Origin of the sequence: Microbispora hainanensis (assembly GCF_006874475.1) — a bacterium.
Taxonomy (GTDB): Bacteria; Actinomycetota; Actinomycetes; order Streptosporangiales; family Streptosporangiaceae; genus Microbispora; species Microbispora hainanensis.
In genome coordinates this window covers 1-13,041 of the sequence record NZ_VIRM01000093.1, presented here as the reverse complement: position 1 = coordinate 13,041, position 13,041 = coordinate 1, and the positions used below count along the sequence as shown (strand labels likewise).

10 protein-coding genes and 1 pseudogene are annotated in these 13,041 nt (G+C 70.7%); 8 read left to right on the top strand and 3 right to left on the bottom strand.

What is annotated here, in order from left to right; all coding sequences use genetic code 11:
- From FLX08_RS38980 to FLX08_RS38960, 5 genes are all read left to right on the top strand, one after another.
- Positions 1–821: aldo/keto reductase (locus FLX08_RS38980; protein WP_142625286.1), on the top strand; the 821-nt coding region annotated here is incomplete at its 5' end.
- The gene (gene larA, locus FLX08_RS38975; protein WP_142625285.1) at positions 811–2,067 is read left to right on the top strand and encodes a nickel-dependent lactate racemase; all 1,257 of its coding nucleotides are present in this window, start codon (positions 811–813) and stop codon (positions 2,065–2,067) included. The genes FLX08_RS38980 and larA, both read left to right, overlap by 11 nt.
- 49 nt (positions 2,068–2,116) lie before the next feature.
- Positions 2,117–2,785, top strand: a complete 669-nt coding sequence (gene larB / locus FLX08_RS38970) for a nickel pincer cofactor biosynthesis protein LarB (RefSeq protein WP_142625284.1) — start codon at positions 2,117–2,119, stop codon at positions 2,783–2,785.
- Positions 2,782–3,939, top strand: coding sequence for a nickel pincer cofactor biosynthesis protein LarC (gene larC, locus FLX08_RS38965; protein WP_142625283.1), 1,158 nt, complete (start codon positions 2,782–2,784; stop codon positions 3,937–3,939). The genes larB and larC overlap by 4 nt, the downstream gene beginning before the upstream one ends.
- Positions 3,940–3,959: 20 nt before the next feature.
- On the top strand, positions 3,960–4,814 hold the full coding sequence (locus tag FLX08_RS38960; protein ID WP_244313215.1) for an amidohydrolase family protein: 855 nt from the start codon (positions 3,960–3,962) through the stop codon (positions 4,812–4,814).
- Between the two features lie 115 nt (positions 4,815–4,929).
- On the opposite strand, the gene FLX08_RS38955 is transcribed toward FLX08_RS38960, so the two are convergent.
- Positions 4,930–7,095, bottom strand: a complete 2,166-nt coding sequence (locus FLX08_RS38955) for a family 43 glycosylhydrolase (RefSeq protein ID WP_142625281.1) — start codon at positions 7,093–7,095, stop codon at positions 4,930–4,932.
- A 219-nt stretch (positions 7,096–7,314) separates the two neighbouring features.
- Between FLX08_RS38955 and FLX08_RS38950 the strand changes: the two genes are divergently transcribed.
- The 3 genes from FLX08_RS38950 (at position 7,315) to xynC (ending at position 11,375) form a co-directional block, all read left to right on the top strand.
- Positions 7,315–7,494, top strand: a complete 180-nt coding sequence (locus FLX08_RS38950; protein ID WP_142625280.1) for a hypothetical protein — start codon at positions 7,315–7,317, stop codon at positions 7,492–7,494.
- Positions 7,495–8,094: 600 nt separating this feature from the next.
- Complete coding sequence (locus FLX08_RS38945) at positions 8,095–9,558, top strand: endo-1,4-beta-xylanase (RefSeq protein WP_142625279.1); 1,464 nt, start codon at positions 8,095–8,097, stop codon at positions 9,556–9,558.
- A 95-nt stretch (positions 9,559–9,653) separates the two neighbouring features.
- Positions 9,654–11,375, top strand: coding sequence for a glucuronoarabinoxylan endo-1,4-beta-xylanase XynC (xynC, locus tag FLX08_RS38940; RefSeq protein WP_142625278.1), 1,722 nt, complete (start codon positions 9,654–9,656; stop codon positions 11,373–11,375).
- An 85-nt stretch (positions 11,376–11,460) separates the two neighbouring features.
- Here xynC and FLX08_RS38935 read toward each other — a convergent pair whose 3' ends face one another.
- Both FLX08_RS38935 and FLX08_RS38930 read right to left on the bottom strand, forming a co-directional pair.
- Positions 11,461–12,594, bottom strand: a complete 1,134-nt coding sequence (locus FLX08_RS38935; RefSeq protein WP_142625277.1) for an inositol-3-phosphate synthase — start codon at positions 12,592–12,594, stop codon at positions 11,461–11,463.
- Positions 12,595–12,878: 284 nt separating this feature from the next.
- Positions 12,879–13,041: pseudogene (locus FLX08_RS38930) on the bottom strand (sugar phosphate isomerase/epimerase); the annotation flags it as partial.

The window sequence follows — 13,041 nt, the reverse complement described above, 5'->3', positions numbered from 1 at the left end:
CCGCCGCGTGGCAGGCGGGGATCCGCTACTTCGACACCGCGCCGCACTACGGCAGCGGGCTGGCCGAACAACGGCTCGGGCGCTTCCTGCGCGGCCTGCCCGCTCAGGATGCCGCGCAGGCGGTGGTGTCGACGAAGATCGGCCGGGTGCTGGTGCCGGGCCGGGGCGAGGAGGAAGGCTTTCCCGGCCGCACCGGTTTCGTGCGGGTGCGGGACTACAGCCGCGACGGGGTGCTGCGCTCGCTGGACGACAGCCTGAAACGGACCGGGCTCGACCACTTCGACCTGGTGTTCATCCACGACCCCGACGACTACTGGGAACAGGCCGCCGGACAGGCCTACCCCGCGCTGGCCGAGCTGCGCGACCAGGGCGTGATCGGCGCGATCGGCGCCGGGATGAACCAGGCGCGGATGCTCACCCGGTTCGTGCGGGAGACCGATCTGGACGCCGTTCTCGTCGCGGGACGCTACACCCTGCTCGACCGCTCCGCCGCCGAGGAGCTGCTGCCCGAGTGCGAGCGGCGGGGCGTGGCCGTGATCGCCGGCGGGGTGTTCAACAGCGGGATCCTCGCCGGAGGCACCACCTACGACTACGACGCCGCCCCGCCCACGGTGCTGGAACGCGCACGCGAACTGGGACGCGTCTGCGCCTCCCACGGTGTGCCGCTGCCCGCCGCCGCCCTGCGCTTCCCCCACCGCCATCCCGCCGTCACCACCGTCCTGATCGGCGCACGCAGCGCGGAGGAGATCGCCGAGGACCTGACGCTGGCGGCGGCGGACATCCCGGACACGCTCTGGGAGGACCTGGACCATGCGGGTTGATCTCGCCTACGGCACCGGCGGCCTGGTCGTGGACCTGCCGGACGACCGGACGACGGTCATCGCGCCGGTCGCCCGGCCCGCCGTGCCGGACCAGGCCGCCGAACTGCGCCGGGCCCTGCGCGAACCCGTCGCGGGCCCGCCGCTGCGCGAGCGGGTGCGCCCCGGCCAGACGGTGGCGATCTCCGCCTGCGACGGCACCCGGCCCCAGCCGCGGCACCTGATGATCCCGGCGATCCTGGCCGAGCTCGACGGGATCGTCGACCTGGACGACGTCGTGATCCTCGTGGCCACCGGCACCCACCGGGGCAACAGCGAGGCCGAACTGCGCGCGATGTTCGGCGACCAGGTCGTGGACGCCGTACGGATCGTCAACCACGACGCGCGCGACGCGTCGTCGCTGAGGTGGATGGGCCGCCACGGCAAGGACGTGCCGGTCTGGCTCAACCGCGAGTGGACCGACGCCGACGTGCGGATCACGACCGGTTTCGTCGAGCCGCACTTCTTCGCCGGGTTCTCCGGCGGTCCCAAGCTGGTCGCGCCCGGGCTCGCCGCCCTGGAGACCGTGCTCACGCTGCACGACGCGGCCCGCATCGGGGATCCTCGGGCCACCTGGGGCGTCATCCAGGGCAACCCCGTGCACGACGACGTCCGCGCCATCGCCGCCGCGACCGGCGTCACCTTCGCCCTCGACGTCGTGCTCGACCGCGAGCAGCGGATCGTGCAGGCGTTCGGCGGCGACCTGCTGCCGATGCACGCCGCCGCCACGGCCGCCGCCCGCACCGCCGCGATGCGCCCGGTCCGCGAGCCCTTCGACGTGGTCATCACCACGAACGCCGGTTTCCCGCTCGACCAGAACCTCTACCAGTCGGTGAAGGGGATGAGCGCCGCCGCCCAGGTCGTCAAGCCCGGCGGGACCATCGTCTGCGCCGCCGAGTGCCGGGACGGCTTCCCCGACCACGGCTCCTATCGGGACGTGCTCACCTCCGCGGCCTCTCCGGAGGCGCTGTTCGAGGAGATCTCCCGCCGCACCGAGACCGTGCCCGACCAGTGGCAGGTCCAGATCCAGGCCCGCATCCAGCGGCACGCCCGCGTGATCATGCACACGTCGCATCTGAGCGACGCCGATCTGGCCGCCGCCCATCTGGAGCAGACCGGCGACATCGCCGCCACGGTCCGCGCTCTGCCCGGGCGGGTCTGCGTCCTGCCGGAAGGCCCCATGACGATCCCCTACCTCACAGGAGAATGACCGTGCTCCACACCGCCCCGCCGCCGGCCGCCGGATCCGTCACACCGGCATGAGCGAGGCGCTCGACCTCGGCTACGCCCGCGTGGATCTCGGCCGCGAGGCGCGCCAGGGATTGCCCGAGATCGTGTACGGCCCCGGCAAGCGCGTGAGCGAGATCGCGGGGATCGTCACCGCTCTGCTCGGCCGGAACACCGGGCCGGTCCTGGTGACGCGGGTCGAACCCGGCACCGCCACCGAGGTGCGCGCGCTCGTCTCCGGCGGCGCGTACGACCCGGACGCCCGGCTGCTGGTCTGGCGGCCGACGCCGCCGGTCGAGCACACGGTGGCCGTGGTCACGGCGGGAACGGCGGACGGCCCCGTAGCGGCCGAGGCTGCGGCCGTCGCCGCCGCGCTCGGCCTGCGGACCGTCATGATCAGAGACGTCGGCGTGGCCGGGCTGCACCGCGTGCTCGCCGCCGCCGGCGACCTGCGCGCGGCCGACAGCGTGATCGTCGTCGCCGGCATGGAGGGCGCGCTGGCCAGCGTCGTCGGCGGCCTCGTCGAGACCCCGGTGATCGCGGTGCCCACCTCCACCGGATATGGTGCCGCGCTTGAGGGCGTGACGGCCCTGCTGGCCATGCTGACCTCCTGTGCCGCCGGGCTGACCGTGGTGAACATCGACTCCGGCTTCGGCGCCGCGCTCGCGGCCTACCGCCTCACGAGGAGGGCGCCTCGGTGATCGTCTACCTCAACCCCTTCACGGGGCTCGCGGGCGACATGCTGCTCGGCGCGCTGCTCGACGCCGGGGCCTCGCTCGACGCCGTACGGCAGGCCGTCGCCGAGACCGGGCTCACCGGCTGGCGGCTCGACGCCGAGCGGGTGCGCACCGGAGCGCTGACCGCCACCCGCGTGCTGATCGAGGTCGACGACGACGCCACCGAGCGCCCGGCCGCGCAACTGATCACGATGGCGGCCCGCACCGGGCTGACCGTGGCGGAGGCGGCACTGACCGCGATCGCCGAGGTGGAGGGCGCGCTGCACGGCGTCCCGCCCGCCGACGTCCACCTGCACGAACTCGGCGGGCACGACACCCTGATCGACATCGTCGGATGCGCGGCGGCGCTGCGCGACCTCCGCGTGACGCGCGTGCACTCCGCGCCGCTGCCGCTGGGCGGCGGCACGGTGCACACCCGCCACGGCGTGCTGCCCGTTCCGGCTCCCGCCACGCTCGCGCTGCTGAAGGGGGCCCGGGTGCGGGGCGGGGAGGCGGGAGAGGCGGTCACGCCGACCGGGGCGGCCCTGCTGCACGCGATGGGCACGGCGTACGGCCCGGCTCCGGAGATGACCCTGCGCGCCACCGGCTACGGCGCGGGCGGCCGCGTGCTGCCCGACCGGCCCAACGTGACCGTGGCCATGCTCGGAGAGCCGGTGGCCATGCTCGGAGAGCCGGTGGCCATGCTCGGAGAGCCCGTGGCCGGGGAAGGCACGCAGATCGTGCTGTCGACGAACCTCGACGACGTGACCGGGGAGGTCCTCGGGCACGTCATCGAGCGGGCCCTCGCGGCGGGCGCGGCGGACGCCTGGGTCACACCCGCCGTCATGAAGAAGGGGCGCCCCGCGCACGTCCTGCACATCCTCACACCCCTTGAGCTGGCCGACGACCTGCAGACCCTGGTCTTCGCCGAGACGGGAAGCCTGGGCCTGCGGCGCGGCGTGGTGGAGAAGGTCGCCCTGCCCCGGCACGTCGAGACCGTACGCCTGCACGGCCGGGACGTCCGCATGAAGCACGGGCCGTGGGGGGTCAAACCCGAGTATGACGACCTGGCCGCGCTGGCCCAGGCGACCGGCAGGCCTTTGAGGGAACTGACACGAGAGGCATTCGACGCGCTGTGACTTCCGATATGACTCCGGCCGTGACCCGCATCGACGCTCACCACCACCTGTGGGACCTCTCCCTGCGCCCGCAGACGTGGCTCGACCCGCCGGAGATGGCTCCGATCCGCCGCGACTTCGCCCTCTCCGACTACGCCTCCGCCACGGCCGGCACCGGGATCGGCCGTTCCGTGCTCGTGCAGGTGCTGGGCGACGCGACGGAGACGCGCGAGTTCCTGGCACTGGCGGAGCGGTCGCAGACCGTCGCCGCGGTGGTGGGCTGGGCCGACCTCACCCGGCCCGACCTCGCCGACGAGCTCGCCGCCCTGACCGCCTCGCCCGGGGGCGCCCTGCTGCGCGGGATCCGCCACCTGGTGCAGGGCGAGCCCGACCCGCGCTGGCTGGCCCGCGACGACGTACGCCGGGGGCTGCGGCAGGTCGCGGCCGCCGGGCTCGCCTACGACCTGCTCGTCCTGCCGCACCAGTTGCCGGCCGCGATCGAGACCGTACGCGCCCTGCCCGAGCTGACCTTCGTGCTGGACCACCTCGCGAAACCGCCGATCGCGGCAGGGGGCCTCGATCCCTGGGCGGGTCTTGTCCGTGAGCTCGCCGTGGAACCGAACGTCACGGCCAAGCTCTCCGGCCTGATCACCGAGGCGGCGTGGGACGACTGGAACGCCGCCGCGCTGCGCCCGTACGTCGACGTGGCGCTCGGCGCGTTCGGCCCGTCGCGTCTCATGTACGGCTCGGACTGGCCCGTCTGCCTCCTCGCCGGCTCCCTGCCGCTCTGGACCGAGACCGTCTCGGCGCTGCTCACCGATGCCGGGCTGACGGCCGCCGAACAGGAGGCCGTCTTCCGCGGGACGGCGACACGGGTCTACCGCCTGGAGGGGTGAGCGCCCGGGACGCCGGCCGGACCCCCGAAGGAGTCCGGCCGGCGGATTCGTTCACTCAGGGTGTGCTGGGTCAGGGGGTGGTGGGTCAGGGTGTGATGGGTCAGGGGGTGATGGGTCAGGGTGTGGTGAGGTCGAAGCGGTTGACGGTCACCGCGCCGCCGAGGGATTGGGTGGCGTAGTTGAAGATGGCGAACCGGTAGCCCATGAAGAACTGCCAGGCGTTGCCCATCGTGAAGGCGGGCCCGAACGAGGTGAAGTTCACTCCGTCGGTGCTGTAGGAGAAGCGGGCCTGGCGGCCGGAGCCCGGCCGGATGTCGGCGTTGACTCTCAGCCAGATCCGCCCGCCGGACACTGAGGTGGAGGCCACCTCGGTGCCGGTGCCGGTCGTCTGCCAGCTGCCGTTCATGGTGAGGTTGTTGGTCGCCACCAGGCGGGTCTGGCCGTTGTCACGCCGGACGCCGATCCAGGCCGACGAGTCGCGCAGCATCGCCAGCCCGGCCCGGTCGCCGTCGCGCATGGATGAGTAGTCCAGCTGGATCGTCGCGGTCGAGGACGGGCCCAGGATGCGGTGGGTCAGCGTGTTGCGGGCCGAGTAGAGGTCGTTGGTCACGGTGGCGGTCTGCAGCCGCAGCCCGTTGCCGACGCTGTATTTACTGGTGTCGGGGTTGTGGTTCCACTCCCACTCGGGGCCGAGCTGACTGCCGGTGAAGGTGTCGGTCCCCGTCGGGGGCTTCACCTGCCGGGGCGGGCGCGGCACGTTCGGGTAGGGGTAGGAGCCGCCCCAGGCGCCGTTCACGGTCTGCACGGTGGGCCAGCCGTCGGAGGTCCAGGTGATGGGGGCCAGGACGGGGATGCGGCCGCCGGGGTAGGCGTCCTGGAAGGCCATGTAGTACCAGGCGCCGTTCTGGGTCTGGACCAGCCCGCCCTGGTGCGGCACGCCGCCGCCGGAGACCGGGCCGCCCATGTTGAGCAGCACCTGGCGCATCTCGTACGGGCCGAAGGGGCCGTTGGTGGACTTCAGCACGTACTGCCCGTTGGCCGGGCGGGTCAGGAAGATGTAGTAGGCGCCGTTGCGCTTGTACATCCGCGACCCTTCCAGGGTGCCCACACTGGACGGGGTGGAGAACACCTGCTGGCTGCGAACCTCGGTCTTCCCGTCGGCCGACAGCTGGGCGACGCTGATCTGGGTGTTGCCGTACGCGACGTACATGGTGTCGTTGTCGTCGACGAGCAGCCCGGCGTCGTAGTAGCACTTGTTGATCGTGGTGTGCCGGTTCCAGGGGCCTTCGACCGAGGTGGCGGTGTAGATGTAGGTCTTGCTGAAGTCGATGCAGCCGCCCCAGTAGAAGGTCTTGTTGCTCGCGCGGTAGTTGAGGAACGACGCCCAGATCCCGTTGACGTACGCCCGCCCGCCGCTCATGTCGTATTTGGACCCGAAGTCGAGCTTGGGCACCGAGTGGCCGGCGTACTCCCAGTTGACCAGGTCATAGGAGCGCAGGATCGGCGCGCCGGGCGAGTAGTGCATCGTGGAGGCCGAGTAGTAATAGGTGTCGTCCACCCGGAAGACGTCGATGTCGGCCAGGTCCTCCCACAACACAGGATTGGAATAGGTGGACGACGGCGGCCACGACCCGTTCGTCGGGCTCGCCGACGGCGAGGCCGACGGTGACGCGGTCGGTGACGCCGACGGTGACGGCGAGGGATCGGAGACGCTCCCCACGGGGACGAGCTGCCACTGCTGGTTGGCGCCGCCCCAGTCGGAGTACTGCACGATCCTGCCGCCGTCCGCGGTGGAGGCGTTCTGGACCTCGACGACCTTGCCGCTGTTGCGGTTGACCAGCCGGACGTAGCCGTCGGACGAGTCCGCGAGCCGGAACTGCTGGTTGGTGCCGTTGTGGTCGCTCCACTGCACGACGTCGGCGGCGTCGGCGGTGGACAAGTTGGCCACGTCGAGCACCTTGCCCGAGTGGCGCGACTGCAGGCGGTAGTAGCCGCCGCCGGAGTCGAGGAACCGCCACTGCTGGTTGTTCCCGTTGCTCCGGCTCCACTGCACGAGCGCCCCGCCGTCGGCGGTGGAGAAGTTGTAGACGTCGAGGGCCTTGCCGCTGTTGCGGTTGACCAGGACATACCAGGTGTTGGTGTCGACGGTCGCCGCGGAGGCCGGCGCCACCCAGGTGACGGCGGATGCGAGAACGGTCGCGAGCGCCGCCAGAAGGCAGGCGAAGACGGTGGCCGGCGCGCGTCGCCGGCCACTCGTCGTACGGACGGGGGGTTGGTGCATCTTCTCTCCTTCGAAGAGCGGAGACACGGCTGGGGTGCGGACGGTTCGCGGCGTCCTGCGTGGGCCTACGCCCTCGCCCGGGCACGAGGGCGCGCCTCACAGGGGAGGTGAAAGGAACGGCGGGCCGGCGGATCGGCCGCCGGGGCGGCTTCGACGTGGTCGCAGCATCGGAAGCCACCGAAAGCCGCAGCATCGGAAGCCGCGGCACCGGAAGCCGCGATGCCGAAAGCGACCGTGCCGAAAGGTGCCGTGCGAAAGCAGCCGCACCGAAAGCAACCGCACCGAAAAGTGACCGTGCCGAAAGTCCCGGCGTCGAAAAAATTCACGACGCCGAAAAGTCACGACGCCGGAACCAACGCGCCGAAAGGCGCGACGGTGGAAACACCGACCGGCCTGTGAACCCTTTGGCAGCCGCTTGTCGCCCACGGATGACGCGGACAGTGCGTACCGGCCGGAAAGTCATGTGCCGGTGGGGTCTACACACGCAGTGTTAGCGCTAACAATTTTACGACCAGTACTCCCCTCTCATCGACGGCCTGTGCGTGGTGGTGTAGCGCGGATCAAACCCGACGCGGCGCACCGCGTCAAGGCTCACCCCTCTCCGCGTCCGGGCCGTCACGCCGGCCGGATGTTGCTCACCTGCTCTTCCGCCGATGCGAGAACACCGTCCGGAGGGCGGCGCGCAGGAAACTTTCATCGCGACCCGCGCCACCCGGGGCCGTCGCGGAGGAAGTCGCACTTTTTACGAACGACATTTCGCGCCGCACACCAGCGCAGATGAAGCAGGCGCACGAAAACTGCTTCGAAACTTACAGGCAATGCTCTTGACACGTTTCGGGATGATTTCCAGACTGACTCCCCGGAGGCGGCTCCTCCTGCCGGGGTCGGTGGTGCGCGGCAGGGGCCGCAGTTTCGACTTCCACGTGACGACCGATCGCGTGGTGTTCCCGCGGGCGTCTTTCCGCGTTCCCTCATCGATTCCCCAGTGGAGGCTCACACATGGGTGAAACCCCCCGACCCGCCGACGGAAGACGGCGAAGGCTCGCCGGCACCCGCCGGGTGCTGATCGCCGGCGCACTCGGCGCACTCGGCACGATCACCGCACTCTCGGCATCCCTCCCCGCCGACGCCGCCGCCGGCACCCTGGGTGCCGCCGCCGCCCAAAGCGGCCGCTACTTCGGCACCGCGATCGCGGCCGGACACCTGAACGACTCGACCTACGTGGCCACCTGGGACCGGGAGTTCAACTCGGTCACCGCGGAAAACGAGATGAAATGGGGCCCGATCGAGCCCTCCCGCGGCTCGTTCAACTGGGGGTCCGCCGACCAGATCGTCAACCACGCCCTGAGCAAGGGCATGAAGGTCCGCGGCCACACCCTCGTCTGGCACGCCCAGCTGCCCAGCTGGGTCAACAGCAACATGTCGGCCAGCGACCTGCGCTCGGCGATGACCAACCACATCACCCAGGTCATGAATCATTACAAAGGCAAGGTCTACGCCTGGGACGTGGTCAACGAGGCCTTCGCCGACGGCGGCTCCGTCGGCAGCCTGCGCAGCTCGGTCTTCACCCAGAAACTCGGCAACGGCTTCATCGAAGAGGCCTTCCGCGCCGCGCGGGCCGCCGACCCCAACGTCAAGCTGTGCTACAACGACTACAACATCGACGACGCCAACGCGAACAAGACCCGCGGCGTCTACAACATGGTCAAGGACTTCAAGGCCCGCGGCGTGCCCATCGACTGCGTCGGACTGCAGTCCCACTTCGGCAACCCGCCGTCCAACTACCAGCAGAACATCGCCCAGTTCGCCGCCCTCGGCGTCGACGTTCAGATCACCGAGCTCGACGTCGGCGGCTCCGGCTCCACCCAGGCCGACGCCTACCGCCGCGTCACCCAGGCCTGCATGGCCGTGTCCCGCTGCACCGGCATTACGGTGTGGGGCATCACCGACAAGTACTCCTGGCGCAGCGGTGACACCCCGCTGCTGTTCGACGGCAACTTCAACAAAAAGCAGGCCTACACCGCCGTCCTCGACGCCCTCAACGGCGGGACGTCCAGTTCTCCCCCGCCCACCGGAAACGGGAACGCCATCAAGGGCGTGGGATCGGGCCGCTGCATCGACGTCGCCAACGTCTCCCAGACGAACGGCGCCCAGGTGCAGATCTGGGACTGCAACGGCCAGAGCAACCAGTCGTGGGCGCAGACGAGCTCCGGTGAGCTGCGGGTCTACGGCAACAAGTGCCTGGACGTGAACGGAGCCGGCACCGCCGACGGCACCAGCGTGATCATCTGGGACTGCAACGGCCAGAACAACCAGAAGTGGCGGTTCAACTCCGACGGCACCATCACCGCGGTCGGCGCGAACAAGTGCCTCGACGTCGTCGGCGGAGGCACCGCCAACGGCACCAAACTCCAGATCTACTCCTGCTGGGGCGGCAGCAACCAGCAGTGGACCCGAGTGTGACACCACTCCGCCCGGGGCGGCCCCGCGTGGCCGCCCCGGGCGGACCGCGGACCCGCCAGCGCGGATCAGCACCGACGAGTCAAAGAGGAGAAGGCATGACGCAGGATCAGCATGGGCCCGCGAGCGGCGAGCGGCGGTCGCTGAGCCGCAGGTCCGTCCTGGCGACAATGGGGGCCCTGCCGGTCATCACGGCCGCGACGTCGGTCCTGGGGGCCTCGGAGGCCGCGGCGGCCACCGCGACCGTCAATCCGTCGGCGCTGCGGCAGACCATCCGGGGCTTCGGCGGCATGGCCCATGCGGCCTGGATCGGCGACCTGACGGCCGCCCAGCGGGAGACGGCGTTCGGCACCGGCGAGGGCAGGCTGGGGTTCTCAATCCTGCGGATCCCCGTCGGCGAGAGCCAGGCGGACTTCGGCCGCGACCTGGCGACGGCGAAGCGCGCGGCCGAGCTCGGAGTGACCGTCTTCGCCTCGCCGTGGAATCCCCCGGCCGGCATGATCGAGACCTTCAACCGCAACGGCCAGACCAACGCGAAACGCCTCAGGTATGACCAGTACGCCGCGTACGCCCAGCATCTGAACTCCTTCAGCACCTACATGCGGAACAACGGGGTGAACCTGTACGCCATATCGGTGCAGAACGAGCCCGATTACGCGCACGACTGGACGTGGTGGACGTCCACCGAAATGGTCCGGTTCCTGCGCGAGAACGCCGGCTCGATCAACACCCGGGTCATCGCGCCTGAGTCGTTCCAGTACGTCAAGAGCATGTCGGACCCGATCCTCAACGACTCCACGGCGCTCGCCAACGTGGACATCATCGGGGCGCACCTCTACGGCACGCCGTATTCGAACTTTCCCTACCCGCTCTTCAAGCAGAAGGGCGCGGGCAAGGACCTCTGGATGACCGAGGTCTACTACCCCAACAGCTCCGACTCGGCGGACACCTGGCCCCAGGCGCTCGACGTGGGTGAGCACATGCACCGCGCCATGGTGGAGGCCGAGTTCCAGGCGTACGTCTGGTGGTACATCCGGCGCAGCTACGGCCCCATGCGCGAGGACGGCCAGCTCAGCAAGCGCGGCGCCATCATGGCGCAGTTCGCCAGGTTCGTCCGCCCCGGATACGTGCGGATCGACGCGACGGCGAACCCCGCGTCGAACGTCTACGTCTCGGCGTACCGGAACGACGACACCGTCGTCATCGTCGCCATCAACAAGGGGACCTCCGCGGTGAGCCAGCAGTTCACCGTGGCGAACGCCGGCTCGGCCGCCGTCTCGTCCTGGGTGACCGACGCGAGCAGGAACGTCGCCCCTCAGGCGCAGGCCACCATGTCGAACGGATCCCTGACCGTCACGCTCCCCGCGCGCAGCATGACGACCTTCGTGACCAGCCTGAGCGGCGGCTCCTCGCCCTCCCCGTCGCCCGTCGTGTCGCCCGTCGTGTCGCCGAGCCCCTCGCCCAGCCCGTCGCCCAGCCCGTCGCCCAGTGGCGGCACCGGCACCGGGCCCCGGGTCACCTACACGATGAACACCTGGAGCACCGGCTTCACGGCCGCGATCAGCATCACCAACACCGGAACCTCCGCGATCAACGGCTGGACGCTGACCTTCACCCTGCCCTCCGGGCAGTCGATCACCTCAGGCTGGAACGCCACCTATTCGCCCTCAAGCGGCCAGGTGAGCGCCCGCAATGTCGACTACAACGGCACGATCGCCCCCGGAGCGACCGTCGACATCGGTTTCCAGGCCACCCACACCGGCAACACGGCCGAACCGACCGCCTTCACCCTCAACGGCGTGCCCTGCACGGTGGCCTGACCGGCCTGACCGAGGTCGCGGCGTCAAAGGGGCGCGCGAACTCGGCCGTCGCCCTGGACCCGGAGGTCCCGGGCGACGGCCGGGATCATCCGAGCGCGGACACGAAGGCGCGCAGCGCCCGCCACTGCTCGGCCAGCGCATGGGGCACCTCCCCGAGAGGGTCCTTGAAGAAGAAGGCCAGCTCGGTGAGCGGGCCCGTGCGCCCGGCCCGGTGGGCGGCCGCCGTCAGCCGGGCCAGGTCCAGGACCAGCGGCGCGGCCAGCGCCGAGTCGCAGCCGTGCCAGGTGAACTCCATGCGCATGCGGGTGCCGAGGAAGCCCTCGAAGGAGATCAGGTCCCACGCGGTCTTGAAGTCGTCGAGGTCCTCGACGAAGTCGATCCGGGTGTCGCCCTGCGGGGTGTAACCGAGCGTCTCGCGCAGCACCCGCTGCTTGCTGGCGGACTTGGCCGCGTTGGCAGCGGGCTCGGCGAGGTTCGCGCCGTCGCCGCCGCCCAGCAGGTTGGTGCCCGACCAGGCGCGCACCTTCAGGTTGCGCAGCCTGAACATCGGGGCGAGCACCGACTTGACCAGGGTCTCACCGGTCTTGCCGTCGTGACCGGCGTACGGGAGCCCCTGCGCGCGGGCCAGGGCGTCGAGGACGGGCAGGCGGGCGCCGGTGGACGGCGTGAAGTCGACGTACGGGCAGGCGGCGCGCAGGGCGGCGTAGGCGGCCAGGGCGCTGGGCGGCAGGACGAGCTCCGGGCCGTCCAGCGCGGCCCGCAGCGCGTCGAGATCGGCATGGGCGGGATGGGGCGGCGGCGCGGGTTCCGTGGTCGAGACGTTGATCACGACGACGTGGTCCAGATCGTGCCGCCTGCGGAAACGGTCCAGGTCGGCGCCGATGGCGTCCGCGACCCCGGCCTGGGTCTCGTGGAGCGGCAGGGGCCGCACGTCCTGCTCGATTTCGAGCAGCGCGTCCTGCACGGCCTCGGCGAGCCGAGCCGGGACGATTCCCGCCTCGGCCAGTGCGGCGGCCTTCTTGACCAGGGGGATCGAGGAGATGTCGTGGCCGCCGAAGACCAGGTCGCCTATGGCGGGGAGGGCGTCGCTGTGCAGCTCGGGTGACTCCAGGACGCATCCGGTCGGCTCGGCCAGGCCCGCCCGCACCGCAGACGCCCCGAGCATGCTGGTGACCGCGACCGACCCGCGTGCTCCGATCAGCCATACTCCGGTTTTCATCTGTCTCCTCTCCCCGGCCGGTCGGCCGGGATGGTGCGGTGCTGCTTGGGGTGAAGCGGCGCAGGGTGGGTCTGCTCAGCGTGGATCGGCCTTGGGGGGTGGATCCGCTCAGCGTGGATCGGCTTTGGGGGTGAATCGGCTCAGCGTGGATCGGCTTGGGGATGGGTCCGCTCCGCCGGGCGGCGGCCACTGTGCGGCTACTGTGTGGCCAAAGTGCGGAGCACTGCGTGGCCGGCGTGCCGGCCACGAAGCGGCACTGCGCGGCCGCCGCCCGGCGTGCCGGATCACTCGGAGGAGAAGGCGGCGTCGAAGGCGGCGTCGGGCGGGGTGATGGCGTTGAGCGAGCGGATGTAGGCGAGGGCCTCGGGTGCGCCGTGCAGCCGGTCCATGCCCGCGTCCTCCCACTCGATGGAGATCGGGCCGTCGTAGCCGATGTGGTTGAGCGCG

Bases quoted from the DNA above. Each gene is read 5' to 3' on its own strand.
- larA (WP_142625285.1), top strand. From the start codon at position 811: ATGCGGGTTGATCTCGCCTACGGCACCGGCGGCCTGGTCGTGGACCTG.
- larB (WP_142625284.1), top strand. From the start codon at position 2,117: ATGAGCGAGGCGCTCGACCTCGGCTACGCCCGCGTGGATCTCGGCCGC.
- FLX08_RS38955 (WP_142625281.1), bottom strand. From the start codon at position 7,095: ATGCACCAACCCCCCGTCCGTACGACGAGTGGCCGGCGACGCGCGCCG.
- FLX08_RS38950 (WP_142625280.1), top strand. From the start codon at position 7,315: ATGCCGAAAGCGACCGTGCCGAAAGGTGCCGTGCGAAAGCAGCCGCAC.
- FLX08_RS38945 (WP_142625279.1), top strand. From the start codon at position 8,095: ATGGGTGAAACCCCCCGACCCGCCGACGGAAGACGGCGAAGGCTCGCC.
- xynC (WP_142625278.1), top strand. From the start codon at position 9,654: ATGACGCAGGATCAGCATGGGCCCGCGAGCGGCGAGCGGCGGTCGCTG.
- FLX08_RS38935 (WP_142625277.1), bottom strand. From the start codon at position 12,594: ATGAAAACCGGAGTATGGCTGATCGGAGCACGCGGGTCGGTCGCGGTC.